Source organism: Roseiarcus fermentans (assembly GCF_003315135.1).
Classification (GTDB): Bacteria; Pseudomonadota; Alphaproteobacteria; order Rhizobiales; family Beijerinckiaceae; genus Roseiarcus; species Roseiarcus fermentans.
In genome coordinates this window covers 52821-73129 of record NZ_QNRK01000017.1, presented here as the reverse complement: position 1 = coordinate 73129, position 20309 = coordinate 52821, and the positions used below count along the sequence as shown (strand labels likewise).

Genomic DNA, 20309 nt, shown 5'->3' with positions numbered 1-20309 from the left:
CGCGTCCACTTTCTCCGCGAAGCGGGGAAGGTGGCGCGAAGCGCCGGATGGGGTGTGGCCCGCGTCTTCACTGTCGACGGATTGCACGACTTTCGCTGCCTGCGCGTCACCGACCGAGTCCTGCTTTGCGCACCCCATCCGGCCCTACGGGCCACCTTCCCCAGCGAAGCTGGGGAAGGGTCGCGCTCCAAAGCCATCCGAGCTATCCGACCGGTCTCAGCTTGCATGCGTCCAGTCGATCAGCACGTTCAACAGCACGCGCAGCGTCGCGCGGGTCGGCGCAGCGCGGGCCTCGTCGACGGGGCCGGGCCAATTGTCCGGCGACGGCTCGGCCGGCTCGGCCATATAGGCGCGGCAGGCCAGTTCGAGCTGCACGGCCTCGACGCCGGTCTCGGGACGGCCGAAATCGCGGGTGATCCAGCCGCCCTTGAACCGGCCGTCGACCACGAAGTCCTGGCCGCTTTCGGCGAGCGGCGCGGCGAGCCGTTCGCGCAGACCGTCCGAGCAGCTTCGCCCCGAGTTCGTCCCCAGGTTGAACACCGGCAACTCGCCGTCGAACAGCCGCGGAACGACCGAGCGGATCGAATGCGCGTCGTAAAGGGCGACGCGCTCGTGGCTTCGCCGCAGGCGGGCGATCTCGGCCCTCAGCGCCTCGTGGTAGGGCGCCCACCAGCGCGCGCGGCGCCCGGCGATCTCGGCGGCGTCCGGCGCCTCGCCGTCGCGATAGAGCGGCTCGCCGTCGAACGTCGTCGTCGGGCAGAGCTCCGTCGTCGCCTGGCCTGGATAGAGCGAGACGCCGTCGGGATGGCGGTTCACATCGACGATGGAGCGCGAAATGCCGGTCCTTACGATCGTCGCCCCGAGCGAGCGGGCAAAATCGTAGAGTTCCGGGATGTGCCAGTCCGCGTCGCGGCGCGCCAGCCACGGGCTGACGAAGCGGCCCTCGGCGCCGGCGAGGTCGGTCCCCGCGTGCGGGATGCTGACGATCAGCGGCGCGTCGCGCCGCTCGATGTGGAGCCATTCGTGCGTCATCTCGGATCGAGCTCCGGCCAGCCGATGTCGCCCGCGGCGGCGACGAGCGCCTCCGAGGCGACCAGCGCCGCGGCGGCGGCGATGTCGGGATGAAAATAGCGGTCGTCGTCGAGCCGCGGAATCTCGCGGCGCAGGCGTGCGCATACCGTTTCCAGCGCCGAGCTCGACCGCAGGGGGGCGTGGAACTCGATCGCCTGGACCGCGGCGAGCGCCTCGATCGCCACGACATGGGCGGCGTTGCGCGCCATGTCGAGGAGACGGCGCGCGCCGTGGGCGGCCATCGAGACGTGGTCCTCCTGATTGGCCGAGGTCGGAATCGAGTCGACGCTCGCCGGATAGGCGCGCTGCTTGTTCTCCGATACCAGCGCCGCCGCCGTCACCTGCGGGATCATGAAGCCGGAGTTCAGGCCCGGCCGCGGCGTCAGGAAGGCCGGCAGGCCGGACAGCGCCGGATCGACCAGCATGGCGGTGCGCCGCTCCGACAGCGAGCCGATCTCGCACACGGCGAGCGCGATCATGTCGGCGGCGAAGGCGACCGGTTCGGCGTGAAAATTGCCGCCCGACAGCGCCGCGTCATCTTCGGGAAAGATCAGCGGATTGTCGGACACGCTGGCGGCTTCGTCGGCGAGCGTCGTCGCGGCCTGGCGGAGCAGGTCGAGGCAGGCGCCCATGACCTGCGGCTGGCATCGCAGGCAATAGGGGTCCTGGACGCGCGGATCGCCGCTGCGGTGCGATTCCCGGATCGAGCTTCCCGCCATCAGCGACGCGAGGGTCGCGGCGACCTCGCGGGGGCCGCGATGGCGACGCAGCGCGACGATGCGCGGATCGAAGGGCGCGTCGGAGCCGCGCGCCGCGTCGGTGGCGAGCGCGCCGGCGACCAACGCCGCGCGGAACACGCGCTCGACTTCGTAGAGGCCCGCGAGCGCGAGCGCGGTCGAGAATTGCGTGCCGTTCAGGAGCGCGAGGCCCTCCTTCGGGCCGAGCGTGCACGGGCCGAGCCCCGCGCGCTCCAGCGCGACTGCGGCCGGGAGAACCTCGCCGCCGAGGCGCGCCTCGCCGAAGCCGATCATCGCGGCGGCCATGTGGGCGAGCGGCGCGAGATCGCCCGACGCGCCGACCGACCCCTGCGCCGGCACGACGGGCGTGACGCCGCGGGCGATCATCGCCTCGAGCAGCGCCAGCGTCTCGAGGCGGACTCCGGACGCCCCTTGCGCGAGCGAGTCGAGCTTCAGCGCCATCATGAGCCGCGTCGCCGCGACCGGCGCCGGCTCGCCGACCCCGGCCGCATGCGACAGCACGATGTTGCGCTGGAGCCGCAAGAGGTCGGCGTCGGCGACGCGCACGTTGGCGAGCTTGCCGAAGCCGGTGTTGACGCCATAGACGGGCTCGCCGCGCGCGACGATGCGCCCGACCGCCGCCGCGCTCGCTTCGACGCCCCTGGCGCAGACGGGATCGAGCGCGACGCTCGCGCCCTGGTAGACCCTGCGCCAGTCGGCGAGCGACGCCGAGCCGCCGGCGAGATTGACCGTCATCGTCCTCTCCAGATACGCGCGTGCAACGGATTGAAACCGAGCCGATAGACGAGTTCCGCCGGCCGCTCGATGCTCCAGATCGCGAGGTCCGCCCATTTGCCGGACTCGAGCGAGCCGGCGTCGGTTTCGATTCCGAGCGCGCGGGCGGCGTTCAGCGTGACCCCGGCGAGGCATTCCTCGACGGTCAGGCGGAACAGCGTCGCCGCCATGTTGAGCGCAAGCAGCAGCGAGGTCATCGGCGACGTGCCGGGATTGCAGTCGGTCGAGACCGCCATCGGAACGCCGTGCCGGCGGAAGAGGTCGACCGGCGGCGCCTTCGTCTCGCGCAGCATGTAGTAGGCGCCGGGGAGCAGCGTCGCGACGACGCCCGCGCGCGCCATCGCCGCGACGTCGTCTTCGTTGACGTGTTCGAGATGGTCGGCCGACAGGGCGGCGAATTCGGCCGCGAGCCGCGCGCCGCCGCAGTTCGACAGCTGCTCGGCGTGCAGCTTGACCGGCAGGCCGAGCTCGCCGGCGCGGACGAATACGCGCCGGATCTCGTCGGGCGAGAAGGCGATCGTCTCGCAAAAGCCGTCGACCGCGTCGACCAGGCCTTCCGCCGCGAGCGCAGGCAGCGTCGCGTCGGCGACCTCGGCGAGATAGGCCTCGCGATCCGCCGCGAACCCGGGCGGCAGGGCGTGCGCGCCGAGAAAGGTCGTGCGCACGTCGACCCGGCGCTCGTCGGCGAGACGGCGGGCGGCGCGCAGCATCTTGCGCTCGCTGTCGCGATCGAGGCCGTAGCCGGACTTGATCTCGACCGACGTGACGCCCTCGCCGATCAGCGCGTCGAGGCGCGGCAGGGCCTGGCGCACGAGGTCGTCCTCGCTCGCCGCGCGCGTGGCGCGGACGGTCGCGGCGATGCCGCCGCCGGCGCGCGCGATCTCTTCGTAGCTCGCGCCGGCGAGCCGCGCCTCGAATTCCGCCGCGCGGTCGCCCGCGTAAACCAGATGGGTGTGGCAGTCGATCAGCCCGGGGGTGATCCAGCGGCCTTCGCAGTCGACCACCCGCGCGGCCGACGGCGGAGACGGCAGCTCCCGTTCCGGCCCGGCGAACACGATGCGGCTCCCGCGCGCGACCACCGCGCCGCGCTCGACCACGCCGAGGCCCGGGGCTCCGCCGGCGAAGGTCGCGAGCCGGGCGTTGCGCCAGATGGTCGTCTCGTCGCCGTCCGCGGTCATGGACTCCACCGTCGCCCCTTGGCCTGCGGGAATTTTTAATGTATAGACATATTCGTGTCAAGCGCGAAGGCGGACGATGACGGCGTTGCATTTCGAGCGGGCGCTCACGCCCGAAGGGTGGGCGTCGAACGTCAGGATTTCGATCGACGGCGGAAGCATCGTCTCGGTCGAGCGCGGCGCGGCGCGCGCGCCCGGCGACGAGCGTTGCGGGATCGGCGTTCCCGCCATCGGCAACCTGCACTCGCACGCCTTCCAGCGCGCCATGGCCGGCCTCGCGGAACAGCGGGGCGACACGGACGACAGCTTCTGGACCTGGCGGGAGGCCATGTACCGCCTCGCGCTCGCCGTGACCCCCGACGACGTGGAAGCGATCGCCGCTCAGGCCTATGTCGAGATGCTCGAGGCCGGCTTCGGCGCGGTCGCGGAGTTCCACTATCTGCATCACGACGTCTCCGGCGGCGCCTACGCCAACCGGGCCGAAATGGCAGAGCGGATCGCGGCCGCCGCCGCCGGGACGGGCGTCGGGCTCACGCTGCTGCCGGTGTTCTACGCCCACGCCGGCTTCGGCGGCGCGCCCGCGCGGCCTGAGCAGCGCCGCTTCGTCAACGATCTCGACTCCTACGCCGCGCTCGTGGCGGACTGTCGCCGGGCCCTCGGCGCCGCCGCCGTCGTGGGCGTCGCGCCGCACTCGCTGCGCGCGGCGACGCCGGAGGAGCTTGCCGCCGTCACCGGCCTCGCGGGCGACGCGCCGATCCACATCCACGTCGCCGAACAGACGGCGGAAGTCGAGGCGTGCCTCGCCTGGTCGGGGGCGCGGCCGGTGCGATGGCTCCTCGACCATGTGGGGGTCGACCAGCGCTGGTGCCTCGTCCACGCGACGCATCTCGACGCAGGCGAAGCCGCGGCGCTCGCTCGCTCGCGCGCCGTCGTCGGCCTTTGCCCGATCACCGAGGCCAACCTCGGCGACGGGGTGTTTCCGGCGCGCGCCTTTCTCGACGCCGGCGGCCGGTTCGGCGTGGGATCGGACTCCAACGTCGAGATCACGGTCGCGGGCGAATTGCGGCTGCTCGAATACGCGCAGCGCCTTGTCTCGCGCGCCAGGAACGTCTGCGCGCGCAGGGGCGGATCGACAGGGCGGGCGCTCGTCGACGGGGCGGCGGCCGGCGCGGCGCAGGCGCTCGGCCGGCCCGGCGGGGCGCTCGCGCCCGGCGCCGCGGCCGACATCGTGTCCCTGAACGCCGGCTCGCCGCTGATCGCCGGCCGCGCCGACGACGCCGTTCTCGACACCTGGATTTTCGGAGCCGGGCGCGATCTCGTCGACCGCGTCTGGAGCGGCGGCCGCGAGGTCGTGGTCGAGGGCCGGCACGTCCGGCGCGAAGCGATCGCCGCGCGGTTCGGCGACACCCTGCGGCGGCTCGCCGCCTCGGCCCTGTGACGGCCCGGCGGGTGAGCGCGCATTCGGCGGACGACGCGGCGCCGGTCCCGGCCGAGGGCCCGGACAGCGGGCGCAGCGCCTCGCTGCACAGCCGGATCATCGCCGACATCGAGACGAAGATCCTCAATGGCGAATGGCCGCCGGGCCACCGCATTCCCTACGAGCACGAGCTGACGGACCAGTACGGCTGCTCGCGCATGACGGTCAGCAAGGCGCTGACCGAACTCGCCCGGGCGGGGCTGATCGTCCGGCGGCGCAAGGCCGGCAGCTTCGTCACCCGTCCGCACGTCCAGTCGGCGCTGCTGGAGATCCGCGACGTCGCCTCGGACGTCGCCGCGCTCGGCTTGCCCTATGGTTTCGCCCTCATCGAGCGGCGGCGGCGGCGGGCGTCGCAGGCGGATCGCGACCGCATCGCCGTCCCGCCGGGCGCGCCGCTGCTCGCCATCGTCTGCCGGCACGACGCCGGCGCGCGGCCGTTCTGCTACGAGGACCGCCTGATCAATCTCGCCGCCGTCCCGTCCGCCGCTGAAGAGCCATTTACGGCGACGCCGCCGGGCGCCTGGCTCGCGGCGCAGCAGCCCTGGACGGCCGCCGAGCATCGCATCCGCGCCGCCGCCGCCGATCGCGACCTCGCCCGGGTCCTCCGTCTCGTCGAAGGCGCGCCGTGTCTCGTGGTCGAAAGGCGGACGTGGATGGCGGGCCAGCCGGTCACGCAGGTGACGCTCGCCTATCCGGCGGCGGCGCACGAACTGGTCGCGAGCTTCACCCCCTCGACGAGTTGATCGGGCGGACCTCAGCGCAGCCGTTCCAGATCCTCGATTCTCTTCCTTGCGAAGTCGCCGAGGCGCTCGGTGACGGCCGCAGTCAACGCCTCGACCACCGCCATGAGGGCGACGCTCGAGTCCCAGCGCGACGGCTGGGCGACCCGGCAGGCGACCACGTGCTTGGCCTGCCGCGACAGCGGCGAAATCCACTGATCGGTCACGAGGACGATCTCCGCGCCGCGCGCCGCCGCGTCTCGTCCGAACGCCACGACGTCGTCCTGATAGCGGCGGATGTCGAAGGCGATCAGCACGTCGCGGCGCTTGAGGTCGAGCAGGCGGTCGCGGCGAAACCCGACGTCCGACGGAACGTGGCGGACGTCGGACCGCACGAGACTGAGATGGGCGGCGAGATAGCGGGCGAGCGCGTCGGTGAAGCGGCCGCCGATGAGATGGACGCTGCGGCGCCGATCGCTGACCAGTTCGACGATCGCCGAAAAATCCTCCTCGGGGAGATGGCGGAACGTGCCCTGCACATTGGCGATCGCGGCTTCCGCGAACGGGTCGATCAGCGGGCGCGCGCGGCTCTGCGACGCCGGCCGGTGCGCGGGCTTCACGAGCGGCGAGGCCAGTTGCGCCTCCAGCTCCTCGCGCAATTGCCGCTGGAAGTCGGGATACCCGGCATAGCCGAGCTTGGCGACGAAACGCAGGACGGTCGGCGCGCTGACCCGGGCGCGGGCGGCGAATTCGGCGACCGGCGCCAGCCCCGCCGCCGGATAGTTCGTGAGCAGGACCTGGCCGGCCTTGCGCTCCTGCGCCGTCAGGCGGCCCTGCGAGGCGCGAATCTGCTCCGCGATCGAGGCGCGATCCTCGACCGGCGCCGAGTCCATCAAACCGATCCCTCCCCTGAAGCCGCCTCCCCGCCGCGCGAGGCGGCTGCGACTGTAACGGAAATTACGCGGTTGACAAATTCCGCGATCCTGAAACTACTATGCCATATTCCGCAAGCGCTGCGGCGATCGTCGGGAGTGGGGGCTGATGAAGGGTGCGAATGACGCCCTGGTTCACGAGCCGGCCGTCGCGGTCGAGCGGCCCGACGCCGCGTCCCCCATCGTTCTTCTGTGCGACCACGCCTCCAACCGCTTGCCCGCCCGCCATCGCGCGCTCGGGCTGAGGGAAAGCGACTTCCTCGAGCACATTGCCTGGGATCGGGGCGCTCTCGCGGTCAGCCGCCGCCTTTCCGCGTTGCTGGACGCGCCGCTGGTGTACGGCCTCGTGTCTCGCCTCGCGCTGGACGTCAACCGCGATCCTTCTGACGCCGACTCGATCGTCGAGGTGGCCGACGGCAGGATCGTGCCCGGCAATCGCGACCTTTCGCCCGCCGAGAGGGGACGGCGCGCAGCCGAGATCTATGCGCCCTACCATGCGGCGGTCGATGACCTGCTGACGAAGAGGAAACGCGCCGGACTGCGCAGCGCATTGGTCGCCGTCCACACCTACACGCCCAACCTGGGAGGGGTCGACAGGCCATGGCATTGCGGTGTGATTTTCGCCTCGGATTCGCGGCTCGGCGCGCCGCTGGCCGGCGCGCTCGCGGCGGAGGACGGCCTGATCGTCGGCGTCAACCAGCCCTACGCGCCCTCCGACCGGGTCTACCATACGCTGTCGCGGCACGGCGACGACAAGGGGAATCCGTCGGTGATGATCGAGGTCAGGAACGATCTGGTCTCGACCGAAGCCGGCCAGGCGGATTGGGCCATGCGCCTCGCGCCGCTCTTGCAACGCATTGCGCAGACGGTCCTCGGAGCCGGGGACCGCGCTGCGCCGACAGACGACACGACCGCCTGATGCAGAGCCCGATACGGGCGAGGAGGAGCGGGCAATGACAGACCTGTTCGACGACAAATACTCGGAAAGCGACAGGAAGGAGGATGTGAAGATCCTCCACTCGATGGGTTACGCCCAGGAACTCGAACGGAGGATGAGTCTCTTTTCGAATTTCGCGGTTTCGTTTTCCATCATCTGCATTCTTTCCGGCGGCATCAACTCGCTCGCCCAGGCGACCGCCGGCGCCGGCGGCGCCGCGATCGGCATCGGCTGGCCGCTCGGCTGCTTCATCTCCGGCGTGTTCGCCCTGGGGATGGGTCAGATCGCGTCGTCCTATCCGACGGCGGGCGGCCTCTATCACTGGAGCTCCATCCTCGGCAACCGGTTCACCGGCTGGCTGACGGCCTGGCTCAATCTGCTCGGCCTGATCACCGTGCTGGGCGCGATCAACGTCGGCACCTGGGGCTTCTTCTCCGGCGCGATCGCCCCCTGGTTCCCCTGGATCAACGTCGACACGACTGTGGCCGAGGGGTTCCGCAATCAGATCGTCTTCGTGGCGATCATCACCGCCATCCAGGCGCTGATCAATCACTACGGCATCCGGCTGACGGCGAAGCTCACCGATTTCTCCGGCTACCTCATCTTCGCCGCGACGATCGTGCTGACCGTGTCCTGCTTCGTCTTCGCCGAGCATTGGGATTTCTCCCGGCTCTGGACCTTCTCCAATTTCTCCGGCGATCCGACCCTGAACGGCGCCGGCGAACTCAAGGGCGATCCGATCTGGCCGAGCCACGTCAGCGGGTTCATGGTGTTCCTGCTCGGCCTGCTGCTGCCGATCTACACCATCACCGGATACGACGCCTCGGCCCACACTTCGGAAGAGACGCACAAGGCGGCCGAATCCGCGCCGCGCGGCATGGTGAGCTCGGTCTGGTGGTCGTCGGTGTTCGGCTACGTCATGCTGATCGGCTTCCTCGTGCTCATTCCCGACATGAAGGATGCGGCGAAGCAGGGCTGGAACGTGTTCTTCTGGGCGCTCGACGCGCGCTTTCCGGTCTGGCTGAAGAACGGCCTCTACGTCGCGATCTTCCTCTCGCAATTCCTGTGCGGACTTGCGACCGTGACCTCGGCGTCGCGCATGCTGTTCGCCTTCGGCCGCGACGACGGGATCCCGGGGGCGCGCTTCCTGAAGCGGGTGAGCCCGGCGCACCGCACGCCGGATGCGGCGATCTGGGCGGTGTCGATCCTTTCGTTCCTGTTCGTCTGGGGCGCTTCGCTGGTGACGATCGCCGGCGCTTCGGCCTACTCGATCGTCGTCTCCTGCACCGTCATCTTCCTGTTCTTCTCGTTTGCGATCCCGATCGCGCTCGGGCTCGTGGCCCACGGCAGGACCTGGACGCGGATGGGGCCGTGGAACCTCGGCGAGCCGCTGTTCAAGACCGTCGCCGTCCTCTCGATCCTGTCGGCGATCCTGATCTTCTTCATCGGCGTCCAGCCGCCCAACGACTGGGCGCTCTGGATCACCGTCGGATTTCTGGTGCTGGCCGGCGTGATCTGGCTCGCCTTCGAGCGCCGCCGCTTCAACGGCCCGCCGATCGGCGACATGATCGCCAAGCGGCAGGCCGAGATTCTCGCGGCCGAAAAGGCCGTCGGCGAAATCTGACGAAGTCCGTCGTATCGGCGCTGGGCGGCCGTCGCCCCCCGGCGCCTCCTCCATCCCATCGCCCGTTTCGCACCCGCGGAACGCGGCCCCCGAGACCTTTGTTCAATGACCGATCTCAACATCAAGACCGCGGAAGAGCTGGCGAACTACGTCCGCGAGCGCAATTGCGACTACGTCAAGGTCGGCGTGTTCGACGTCGACGGCGTCATGCGCGGCAAATACATGGGTCGCGACAAGTTCCTGTCCTCGCTGGAAAAGGGTTTCGGCTTCTGCGACGTGGTGCTCGGCTGGGACAGCAGCGACCAGCTCTACGACAACGTCGCCGTGACTGGCTGGCACACCGCCTATCCCGACGCCGGCGTGCGCCTGCTCCCCGAAACGACGCGGCTCTTGCCGTTCGAAAACGATCTGCCGCTGGTGCTCAGCGAGTTCGTCGGCGCGCACGGCGAAGTCTGCCCGCGCGGGACGCTGCGCCGCGTGCTCGCGCGCGCCGCGGACATGGGTTACGCCGTCTCCGCCGCCGTCGAGTACGAATTCTTCCTGTTCGACGAGACGCCGCATTCGGTGCGCGAAAAGAGCTATCGCGACCTCAAGACCATCACGCCGGGATTCTACGGCTATTCGATGCTGCGCTCGACGGTTCACTCCGAGTTCTACCACGAGCTGCTCGACACCTGCCGCGCCATGGACATGGAGCTCGAGAGCCTGCACACCGAGACCGGACCCGGCGTGCTCGAAGCCGCGATCAAGGTGGACAATGCCCTCGCCGCCGCCGACAAGGCGGCGCTGTTCAAGACGATGACCAAGGTCCTCGCGCAGCGCCGCGGCTGGATGGCGACCTTCATGGCCAAGTGGTCGCGCGACTGGCCGGGCCAGTCCGGCCACATCCACCTGTCGCTGACCCGAGACGGCAAGCCGGTCTTTCACGATGCGGAGAAGGACCGCGGCGTCTCCGACGTCATGCGCTGGTGGATCGGCGGCCAGCAGGCGCTGATGCCGGAATTGCTGGCGATGATCGCCTGTACGGTCAATTCCTACACCCGGCTGATCCCCGGGTTCTGGGCGCCGACGGACGCGACCTGGGGCTACGAGAACCGCACCTGTGCGCTGCGCGCCATCACCGGATCGGCGAAGTCGCAGCGGGTCGAGTACCGGATCGCGGCGGCGGACATCAATCCGTACATCGCGCTCGCCGCGGCGATCGGCTCCGGCCTGTGGGGCGTCGAGCGCCGAATCGAGCCCGACCAGCCGATCGAAGGCAATTCTTACGCGGTGACGCACCCGGTCGAGCGCCAGCTGCCGCGCACCCTCTGGGACTCCGCGCAGCGTCTGAAGGCGTCCGGACCGGCGAGGGCCCTGTTCGGCGACGCCTTCGTCGAGCATTACGCTGCGACCCGCGAATGGGAGGAGCGCGAATTCCGCAAGGCGATCACCGACTGGGAGATGGATCGCTACTTCGAAATCATCTAAGTCGCGACGCCCGGGGATCATCTCGTCGCGACGCGCGCCGGATCGCGAACCGGCGCCCGGGAGTTTGTCATGACGCGCCACATCACCTGCATCTCGCCGGTCGACGGCCGGGTCTATGTCGACCGGCCGACCGCGAGCGAAGCCGAAATCCGGACGACGCTCGAGCGCGCCCGCGCCGCCCAGAAGGCCTGGCGCCGCGTGCCCTTGAGCGAGCGCATCGCGCGGGTCATCGGCTTCGTCGACGTCCTCAAGGGGCTCGGGCCGCAGATCGCGGAGGAACTCGCCTGGCAGATGGGACGCCCGATCCGCTACGGGCAGGGCGAATTGCGCGGCCTCGAAGAGCGCGCCCGCTACATGGCCGAGGTCGCGCCGGCGGCGCTCGCGCCCGTGCGCCCGATCGACGACCGCCCCGGGTTCGAGCGGTATGTCGCGCGCGAGCCGGTCGGCCTCGTCTTCACCATCGCGCCGTGGAACTACCCCTACCTGACGACGGTGAACTCGGTCGTGCCAGCACTGATCGCCGGCAACGCCGTCCTGCTCAAATCGGCCGCGCAGACGCTGCTGGTCGGCGACCGCTTCCAGCAGGCGTTCGCCGCCGCCGGCCTGCCAGAGGGGCTGTTCACCCACATCGTGCTCGGGCACAGCCAGACGGAAGCGATCCTCTCGGGCGGCCAGGTCGATCACGTCGCCTTCACCGGGTCGGTCGAGGCGGGGCGGGCGATGGAGCGCGCGGCGGCCGGCACGTTCACCACGCTGGGCCTCGAACTCGGCGGCAAGGACCCGGCCTACGTCGCGCCCGACGCCAATTTGACGTTCGCGATCGAGAATCTGGTGGACGGCGCGTTCTTCAATTCCGGGCAATGCTGCTGCGGCATCGAGCGCATCTACGTTCATGAGCAGCGCTACGACGCGTTCGTGAAGGGGTTTGTCGAGCTGACGGCGCAATACGCGCTCGGGGATCCGCTCGATCCGGCGACGACGCTCGGGCCGATGGCCCGGACAAACCTCGCCGACGTGGTGCGCGCGCAGACGCGGGAGGCGATCGACAAGGGCGCAAGAGCCCACATCGACCCAGGCTCCTTCCCTCGCGACGAGGCCGGCACGCCCTATCTCGCGCCGCAGGTTCTGACCGACGTCGATCACACGATGGCGGTGATGCGCGAGGAGAGCTTCGGCCCGGTCATCGGCATCGCAAGAGTCCGCGACGAGGACGAGGCGATCGCGCTGATGAACGACAGCCCCTACGGCCTGACCGCCTCCGTCTGGACCGAGGACGTCGCCACGGCCAGGCGGGTCGGCGAGCGGATCGAGACCGGCACGGTCTACATGAACCGCTGCGACTATCTCGACCCCGGCCTCGCCTGGACCGGCGTCAAGGACACCGGCTACGGCGCGTCGCTGTCTTCGCTCGGCTACGGGTCGCTGACCCGCCCCAAAAGCTACCACCTGCGCCTGTCGACCGGCGGCTGACGGTCCGCCCCAGGCGCATCTTTTCGCAAGGACCCCGACTTCGATGTCCGTGAAAGCAAACTGGAACTATCCCACCGCGATCCGCTTCGGCGCCGGCCGCATCGCCGAGCTTGCCGACGCCCTGAAGGTCGCGGCGATCGCAAGGCCGCTGCTCGTCACCGATCCCGGCATCCGCGACCTGCCGATGCTCGCCGCGGCGTTGAGGGTCCTCGAGAGCGCCGGCCGGCCGGCCGCCGTCTTCAGCGAAGTGCAGGGCAACCCGGTCGATCGCAACGTCGAGGCGGGCGTCGCCGCCTATCGCGCCGGCGGTCACGACGGCGTCATCGCCTTCGGCGGCGGCTCGGCGCTCGACGTCGGCAAGGTGGTCGCCTTCATGGTCGGACAGACGCGGCCGATGTGGGACTTCGAGGACATCGGCGACTGGTGGACGCGCGCCGACCCTGAGGGCATCGCCCCGATCGTCGCCGTCCCGACCACCTCGGGCACCGGCTCCGAGGTCGGCCGCGCCGGCGTCATCACCCATTCGGCCTCGCACACCAAGAAGGTGATCTTTCACCCGAAGATGATGCCCGCGGTCACGATCTGCGACCCCGAACTGACCGTCGGCCTGCCGCCCGTTCTGACCGCCGCCACCGGCATGGACGCGCTTTCGCATTGCCTCGAGGCCTATTGCGCGCCGGGCTACCATCCGATGGCCGACGGCGTCGCGGTCGAAGGCATGCGGCTGGTGAAGGAGAACCTCGCGCGCGCCGTCGCCGACGGAACCGACATCGAGGCGCGTGGGCACATGATGTCGGCGGCGGCGATGGGCGCGACCGCCTTCCAGAAGGGGCTCGGCGGCATGCACGCGCTGTCGCATCCGGTCGGCGCGCTCTACAACACCCATCACGGCATGACCAACGCCGTGTTCATGCCCTACGTGCTGGCGTTCAACGACGCGGCCATCGCGGACCGGATGGCGCGGCTCGCGCGCTGGCTCGGGCTGGCGACGCACAGCACGGCCGGCGTGATCGACTGGGTCCTGCGGTTGCGCGACGAGGTGGGCGTTCCCCATACGCTCGCCGGCCTGAACGTCGACGGCGCCCGGATCGAGGAGATCGCCGCGGCCGCCGAGGTCGATCCCTGCGCCGGCGGCAATCCGGTTCCCTTCGACCGCGCCGCGGCGAGGCGGGTGTTCGCCGCCGCGCTCGACGGAAAACTCTGACCCTGCGGACTGGCGGCGATGGCGCGGCAGGATCCCCTTCACGTGGCGGCGACGCTGCCCTGCTGGGGCGCGCGCGTGTCGCCGGTCCCGCTCGGCGGCGGCATGACCAACGACAATTTCCTCGTCGAGGACGGCGGCCGGCGCTACGTCGCGCGCATCGGCGGCGACATCCCGGCGCATAACGTCGTGCGGGCGACGGAGGCCGCCGCCAGCCGCGCCGCGCACGCAGCCGGCGTCTCGCCGCGGGTTCACTACGCGGACCCCAACGCGCTGGTTATCGATTTCGTCGAGGGGCGGACCCTGAGCGTCGAGGACATCCGGGCGCCCACGACCCACCCCCGCCTCGTGGATCTCATCCGCCGCGCGCATCATGAGATTCCCAAGCATTTCCCTGGGCCGGCGCCGCTGTTCTGGGTGTTTCAGGTCGTCCGCCACTACGGCCGCGTCCTTAACGACCTGCACAGCGAGCACGTGTCGGCGTTGCCGGCCTTCGCGGCGATGGCGGAGCGGCTGGAGCGGGCGGTCGGCCCGATCGACATCGTCTTTGGCCACAACGACCTGCTCGCGGCCAACCTCATCGACGACGGCGAGCGGCTGTGGCTGATCGACTGGGAATACGCCGGCTTCAACTCGCCGCTGTTCGACATCGCCGGCCTCGCCTCGAACAGCGAAGCGCGCCCCGAGGCGATCGAGCATCTGCTCGCGCTCTATTTCGGGCGCCCGGTCGACGACGACCTGCGTCGCCGGATGGCGGCGATGACGGCGGCGTCGCTGATGCGCGAGACCCTCTGGAGCATGGTCTCGGAACAGACGAGCGGGATCGACTTCGACTACCGCGCCTATACCGCGGACAATCTCCGGCGGTTCCAGGCCGCCTGCGCAGCTTTCGAGGACATGGGGCCATGAGCGCGACCGAACTGCCGTCGTCGGCCAAAGTCGTGATCGTCGGCGGCGGGATCGTCGGCGCGTCGGTCGCCTATCACCTGGGCGCGATGGGCGTGAGCGACGTCCTGCTTGTCGAGCGGGGCAAGCTGACTTCGGGCTCGACCTGGCATGCGGCGGGTCTGGTCGGGCAGCTGCGCTCCTCGGCCAACATCACCCAGCTGCTCGGCTATTCCGTCGCCCTCTACGACCGGCTCGAGGCCGAAACCGGCCAGGCGACGGGGTGGAAGCGCAACGGCGGCTTGCGCCTCGCCTGCAACGCGGAGCGCTGGACCGAGGTGAAGCGTCAGGCGACGACCGCGCGCTCCTTCGGCCTCGAGATGCAGCTCCTCACGGCGAAGGAGGCGCAGGACCTGTGGCCGCTGATGCAGGTCGACGACGTGGTCGGCGCGGCCTTCCTGCCGACCGACGGCCAGGCGTCGCCGTCGGACATCGCGGCGGCGTTGGCGAAGGGCGCGCGGATGAAGGGCGTCGCGATCCGCGAGGGCGTGAGACTCGTCGGCGTCGAGGTCGACAACGGCGCGGTCTGCGCCGTCGTCACTCAGGCCGGCCGGATCGCCTGCGAAAAACTCGTCATCTGCGCCGGGCAATGGTCGCGCGCCGTCGGCCGCCTCGCTGGCGTCAACGTGCCGCTGACTGCGATCCAGCACCAGTACATCGTCACCGAGGCGGTCGAGGGCGTCACGCCGGGTCTGCCGACGCTGCGCGATCCCGACCGGCTGACCTACTGGAAGGAGGAAGTGGGCGGGCTGGTGATGGGCGGCTACGAGCCGAACCCGAGGCCATGGCTGGCTGACCCGTTGCCGGAGGATTTCGCGTTCCAGCTGCTTCAACCCGACTGGGATCATTTCGAGCCGATCATGGAGCAGGCGTTGGGCCGCGTTCCGTCCCTGCGCGACGTCGGCGTCCGGCAGATCATCAACGGCCCGGAGAGTTTCACCCCGGACGGCAATTTCATCCTCGGCGAGGCGCCGGAAATCCGCAACGTCTTCGTCGGCGCCGGCTTCAACGCCTTCGGCATCGCCTCCGGGGGCGGAGCGGGCATGGCGCTGGCCGAATGGGTGGTCAACGGCGCGCCGCCGTTCGACCTGTGGCCGGTCGACATCCGGCGCTTCGGACGCAATCACCGCGACGCCGACTGGGTCCGCTCGCGCACGCTCGAGGCCTATTCGAAACACTATACGATGGCCTGGCCGTCGGAAGAGCATCACTCGGGTCGACCGCTGCGGCGCTCGCCGCTCTACGGCCGCCTGCGCGCCGCCGGCGCCGTCTTCGGCGAAAAACTCGGATGGGAGCGCGCCAACTGGTTCGCGGAAGGCGACGAACCGGGGCAGGACCTTTACACCTACCAGCGGCCGAACTGGTTCGACGCAGTCGCGCGCGAGCACCGCGCCGCGCGCGAGGCGGCGGCGCTGTTCGACCAGACCTCGTTCGCAAAATTCACCCTCGTCGGTCCCGACGCGGAAGCGGTCCTGTCGGAGATCGCCGCCAACGATGTGCGAAAAGTCGACGGGTCGATCGTCTACACGCAGATGCTCAACGACGGCGGCGGGATCGAGGCCGATCTCACCATCGTTCGTCACGCGAAGGACCGGTTTTCGATCGTCACGGGCACCGGCTTCGCGACCCACGATTTCCACTGGATCGCCTCCTCGATCCCGGCGGGGGCGCGGGCGTCGCTGATCGACACGACGTCGCAGACCGCGGTGCTGGCGCTGATGGGGCCGAAGTCGCGCGCAATTCTGCAATCCCTGACGCGTGACGACCTCTCCAACGCGGCGTTTCCGTTCGCCGCCGCGCGGGACGTCTCGATCGCAGGCGCGCCCGTGCTCGCGCTACGCATCACCTATGTCGGCGAACTGGGCTACGAGCTGCACGTCGCGGTCGAATTCGCGGCGACCCTTTACGACGCCCTGGTCGCCGCCGGCGCGCCGCATGGGCTGAGGCTCGCCGGCTACCGGGCGATCGAGACTCTCCGCCTGGAAAAGGGCTATCGCGCCTGGGGCGCGGAAATCGGCCCCGACCATTCGCCGCTGGTGGCGGGCCTCGGCCGCTTCGTGAAACTGAAGTCCGGCCTGCCGTTCCGCGGCCGGGCGGCGCTCGAGGCGCAGCGGGCTTCGCCGCTGCCCCGCCTGCTTGCGGGGTTCACGGCGGCGAGCGACGTGATCCTGCTCGGCCGCGAGACCATCTACCGCAACGGCGAGCGCGTCGGCTGGCTGGCGAGCGGCGGCTTCGGGCACACCGTCGGCAAGGCGATCGGTTACGGTTACGTACGGCGCGCGGCCGGCGTGGACGCCGATTTCGTCCTGTCCGGCGACTACGCGCTCGAGGTCGCCGGGGAAAGGATTCCGGCGCAGCCGTTCCTGGAGCCGCCCTACGATCCTGCGGCGACGCGCGTCAGGGCGTAAGCGCCGCGGCCGGTCGTTCCGAAGTCAGGCCCGTCGCCCGTTCCCACCGGCGTCGTCGGCGCCACCGCGCGTGGCGGCGCCCTTTCCGTCCCCCGGGCGTGCATCAAGGGGGTCGTCGGTCCTCGCGCCGCAGGCCCGGGTGCACGGCGACAAAAACCTCGCCCTACGCGGCCGACGCCGGCTCTCGGGTCGTCTCCCGGTCCTTGCGCCCCTGTCCCAGTCCGATCTTCTTCGCCAAAGCCGAACGCTGCGCGGCGTAGTTGGGGGCGACCATGGGATAGTCGGACGGCAAGCCCCACTTCTCACGATACTGCTCGGGCGTCAGGCCGAGCGCGCTGAGGTGACGCCGCAAGGACTTGAACCGCAGGCCGTCATCGAGACAGATCAGGTAGTCGGGCGTGATCGACTTGCGGATCGAGACCGCAGGGGCCCTCGCCTCGACCTTTTCCGCAGCCATCTCGGGCCCCGTCCCGTCGGCGCATCGCTTGACCGACTCGTGAACGGTCGCGATCAGAGCCGGCAATTCGCCGACCGGAAGAGAGTTGTAGGAGACGAACGCCGACACGACCCTGGCCGCGAGTTCGACCAAATTTGAACCACTCACGTTCGATATCTCCCGCCGAAACAGCTTATGCTTGAGACAAGCAGATATTCGGGCGCTCAACTGAGAGCAACCTAATAATTCAAAATACCGCTCAAAATCTGACGGCAATCGCGTTTTTCTGGACGACATCGAGTCAGTTGGTCGTGATCGCCGCCGGGGCGACCATGGCGTCGCGCAAGGCGCCGTTCGCTCGTGCGATCGGCGATCGAGGCGTTGTCTCCGAGGATCGAAGGTTTCGAGAGCGCGCGCACAAGGGTTCGAACCTCGGACCCGCTGAACAGGAGTCGGCGATCTCCCGCCAGTTGGCGGCAGGATACGCTAGCCGATCCCACCGTGCAGAACCCGCTTCGCCGAACGGAGTCGATCGTTCACATCGCCTCACAAGACTGAGGAAATTGTCGCTTGCGCAGCGTCAATCAATATGTTTACGTCGTCAGACGGCGGAAGGGCGGGGCCTGACCGGCTCGGAACGATCGGGCGGGCCAGGCAAGGGGTCGAGAGCATTGGAGGTCGGGCGAGACCGCCGCAGCGGGGCGGTGGTCTTCTGATTTCACGAAGCTTGACGACGGAGCGCCTCTCCAGCCGGCGGAAACGGCTGTTCAGGGGAGGCTCTCGTGTCGACAGCTCATGTGCTGATCGGCAAAACCCGATGCCGTTGCTTCGATCAAACGCACGCCGCGCATTGCGTCGTCCAGGCCGCCTGTCGACGCCTTGGTCGGCATTCCCAGCCGACCGACCTCCCCTTTGGTTCCCGGTTCACGAAACGCTCGCTCCCAAGCGTCGCGGACGTCCGCGCGCGACCGGGTCCTGCTCTCTCCGCGCTTCTGTACGACCGATTCCCTGAGCCCCTTTCAACGACGGATATATTGCCATGACGACCAAGACCTGGAAAACGCTCAGCGGAAATTGGTCCAATGCAACCAACTGGAACCCCGCGGCGATTCCCGTCGCCGGGGACGCCGTCGTCATCAACACGGCCTCGCCGGTCACCGTCACCTTCGACAGCGGCGCGCCCTCGGTCAGCGTCAACAGCCTGACCGTCGGTAACGACACGTTCGATCTCGCGGGCGGCAATACCCTCACGATCACCGGATCGGCGAGCTTCGGCGGACTGCTCGAAATCGACGCCGGAACCCTCAATCTCGGGGCGGTCAGCGCGACCGCGGCCTCGTTCGCCCAGACCGGCGGCGCGCTGTCGGGCGCGGGCACGCTGACGGTTTCGGGCGCGGCGTCGTTCTCCGGCGGCGGATACGACCAGCAGACCGGGAAAGGGACGACGCTGCTTCAGGGCGTCACCACGGATTCGAGCGACTATGTCGCCCTCGACGGCGGGCGGGTGCTGGAAAACGCCGGGACGTTCAACGTCAACGCGGCGACCGCCAATTGGGGCAATTTCTATCTCGGCTACAACTACACCGGGACGACGGTCGGCGGCGGCGCGATCAAGAACGATTCCGGCGCGACCTTCGACTTCCAGTCGGCTTCCACTGTCTCCGGCAATACGGGAACAACCGGCTTCACCAACGCGGGCACGCTCGAGCAGACGATCACCACGGGCACGACCGACATCGCGGTCGCGCTGACCAACACCGGCGCGGTGTCGGTGCAGACGGGCACGCTGCAACTCGACGGCGGCGGGTCGGCGTCCTCGACCGCGTCGTTCGCGATCGCGAGCGGGGCGGCGCTCGATTTCGACGCCGGGACGTTCACCCTCTCGGGCGCCGCCTTCAGCGGCGTGGGCGTCGCGGAACTGACCGGCGGCGTGCTTTCGGTGGCCGCGGCCACGACGATCGGCTCGGGCTTCGCGCAGTCGGCGGGCGCGATTGCCGGCACGGGCACGCTGACGGTTTCGGGCGCGGCGGCGTTCACCGGCGGCGGATACGACCAGCAGACGGGGAAAGGGACGACGCTGCTTCAGGGCGTCACCACGGATTCGAGCTACTATGTCGCCCTCGACGGCGGGCGGACGCTGGAGAACGCGGGGACGTTCAACGTCAATGCGACGACCGCCGGTTGGGGCAATTTCTATCTCGGTTACAACTACACCGGGACGACGGTCGGCGGCGGCGCGATCAAGAACGATTCCGGCGCGACCTTCGACTTCCAGTCGGCTACCAGCGTGACGAGCAATACCGGAACGACCGGCTTCACCAACGCGGGCACGCTCGAGCAGACGGTGACCACGGGCACGACCGACATCGCGGTCGCGCTGACCAACACCGGCGTGGTGTCGGCGCAGACGGGCACGCTGCAACTCGACGGCGGCGGGTCGGCGTCCTCGACCGGGTCGTTCGTCATCGCGAGCGGGGCGGCGCTCGATTTCGACGCCGGGACGTTCACGCTCTCGGGCGCGGCCTTCAGCGGCACAGGCGTCGCGGAACTGACCGGCGGCGTGCTTTCGGTGGCCGCGGCGACGACGATCGGCTCCGGCTTCGTCCAGTCGGCGGGTGCGATCGCCGGCACGGCCAAGCTGACGGTTTCCGGCGCGGCGGCGTTCACCGGCGGCAATTACGACCAGGAGACCGGGACCGGGACGACGCTGCTTTCCGGCGTCACCACGGATTCGAGCTACTATGTCGCCCTCGACGGCGGGCGGACGCTGGAGAACGCGGGGACGTTCAACGTCAATGCGACGACCGCCGGTTGGGGCAATTTCTATCTCGGTTACAACTTCACCGGGACGACGGTCGGCGGCGGCGCGATCAAGAACGATTCCGGCGCGACCTTCGACTTCCAGTCGGCTT

General features: G+C 69.5%; 15 protein-coding genes. 10 read left to right on the top strand and 5 right to left on the bottom strand.

The genetic code is table 11. The features are described from left to right. Nucleotides 1–216: 216 nt before the first annotated feature. Genes hutG through hutI form a run of 3 tightly spaced genes read right to left on the bottom strand, consistent with a single transcriptional unit; the run spans nucleotide 217 to nucleotide 3781 of the window. Nucleotides 217–1032: an N-formylglutamate deformylase gene (hutG, locus tag DFR50_RS15995; RefSeq protein WP_113890275.1), complete on the bottom strand. Its 816-nt coding sequence runs from the start codon at nucleotides 1030–1032 to the stop codon at nucleotides 217–219. Further along, a complete protein-coding gene (gene hutH / locus DFR50_RS15990; protein WP_113890274.1) occupies nucleotides 1029–2564 on the bottom strand; it encodes a histidine ammonia-lyase in 1536 nt (511 codons plus the stop codon). The genes hutG and hutH overlap by 4 nt, the downstream gene beginning before the upstream one ends. Beyond that, entirely contained in the window at nucleotides 2561–3781 is a 1221-nt protein-coding gene (gene hutI, locus DFR50_RS15985) for an imidazolonepropionase (protein WP_113890273.1), read from the bottom strand. Before hutI ends, hutH begins: the two co-directional genes overlap by 4 nt. A 76-nt stretch (nucleotides 3782–3857) precedes the next feature. On the opposite strand from hutI, the gene DFR50_RS15980 reads away from it, so the two are divergent. Continuing rightward, nucleotides 3858–5216: a formimidoylglutamate deiminase gene (locus DFR50_RS15980; RefSeq protein WP_113890272.1), complete on the top strand. Its 1359-nt coding sequence runs from the start codon at nucleotides 3858–3860 to the stop codon at nucleotides 5214–5216. Between the two features lie 11 nt (nucleotides 5217–5227). After that, complete coding sequence (gene hutC, locus DFR50_RS15975) at nucleotides 5228–5998, top strand: histidine utilization transcriptional repressor HutC (protein WP_113890340.1); 771 nt, start codon at nucleotides 5228–5230, stop codon at nucleotides 5996–5998. Nucleotides 5999–6009: 11 nt separating this feature from the next. On the opposite strand, the gene DFR50_RS15970 is transcribed toward hutC, so the two are convergent. Continuing rightward, a complete protein-coding gene (locus DFR50_RS15970; protein WP_113890271.1) occupies nucleotides 6010–6867 on the bottom strand; it encodes a MurR/RpiR family transcriptional regulator in 858 nt (285 codons plus the stop codon). A 148-nt stretch (nucleotides 6868–7015) separates the two neighbouring features. Here DFR50_RS15970 and DFR50_RS15965 point away from each other — a divergent pair, with 148 nt between their 5' ends. The 7 genes from DFR50_RS15965 to DFR50_RS15935 all read left to right on the top strand — a co-directional run bounded on the left by DFR50_RS15965 (nucleotide 7016) and on the right by DFR50_RS15935 (nucleotide 16961). Next, nucleotides 7016–7825 carry an N-formylglutamate amidohydrolase gene (locus DFR50_RS15965; RefSeq protein ID WP_113890270.1) on the top strand — a complete coding sequence of 270 codons (810 nt, stop codon included), beginning with the start codon at nucleotides 7016–7018 and terminating at the stop codon, nucleotides 7823–7825. A 34-nt stretch (nucleotides 7826–7859) separates the two neighbouring features. Continuing rightward, nucleotides 7860–9467 carry an amino acid permease gene (locus DFR50_RS15960; RefSeq protein ID WP_113890269.1) on the top strand — a complete coding sequence of 536 codons (1608 nt, stop codon included), beginning with the start codon at nucleotides 7860–7862 and terminating at the stop codon, nucleotides 9465–9467. Between the two features lie 105 nt (nucleotides 9468–9572). Then, on the top strand, nucleotides 9573–10937 hold the full coding sequence (locus tag DFR50_RS15955; RefSeq protein ID WP_113890268.1) for a glutamine synthetase family protein: 1365 nt from the start codon (nucleotides 9573–9575) through the stop codon (nucleotides 10935–10937). Between the two features lie 69 nt (nucleotides 10938–11006). Next, on the top strand, nucleotides 11007–12407 hold the full coding sequence (locus DFR50_RS15950) for an aldehyde dehydrogenase family protein (RefSeq protein ID WP_113890267.1): 1401 nt from the start codon (nucleotides 11007–11009) through the stop codon (nucleotides 12405–12407). A gap of 43 nt (nucleotides 12408–12450) precedes the next feature. Continuing rightward, nucleotides 12451–13611, top strand: coding sequence for an iron-containing alcohol dehydrogenase (locus tag DFR50_RS15945; RefSeq protein WP_113890266.1), 1161 nt, complete (start codon nucleotides 12451–12453; stop codon nucleotides 13609–13611). A gap of 18 nt (nucleotides 13612–13629) precedes the next feature. After that, nucleotides 13630–14517, top strand: a complete 888-nt coding sequence (locus tag DFR50_RS15940) for a phosphotransferase (protein ID WP_113890265.1) — start codon at nucleotides 13630–13632, stop codon at nucleotides 14515–14517. After that, nucleotides 14514–16961 (top strand): GcvT family protein, encoded by a 2448-nt coding sequence (locus tag DFR50_RS15935; RefSeq protein ID WP_113890264.1) that lies wholly within the window; start codon nucleotides 14514–14516, stop codon nucleotides 16959–16961. The genes DFR50_RS15940 and DFR50_RS15935 overlap by 4 nt, the downstream gene beginning before the upstream one ends. A 163-nt stretch (nucleotides 16962–17124) precedes the next feature. Here the strand turns inward: DFR50_RS15935 and DFR50_RS15930 are convergent, their stop codons facing one another. Then, nucleotides 17125–17574: a Ros/MucR family transcriptional regulator gene (locus DFR50_RS15930; protein WP_245427843.1), complete on the bottom strand. Its 450-nt coding sequence runs from the start codon at nucleotides 17572–17574 to the stop codon at nucleotides 17125–17127. A gap of 862 nt (nucleotides 17575–18436) precedes the next feature. Between DFR50_RS15930 and DFR50_RS32130 the strand changes: the two genes are divergently transcribed. Continuing rightward, on the top strand, nucleotides 18437–20309 hold a 1873-nt coding region (locus DFR50_RS32130; RefSeq protein WP_210208925.1), incomplete at its 3' end, for a beta strand repeat-containing protein.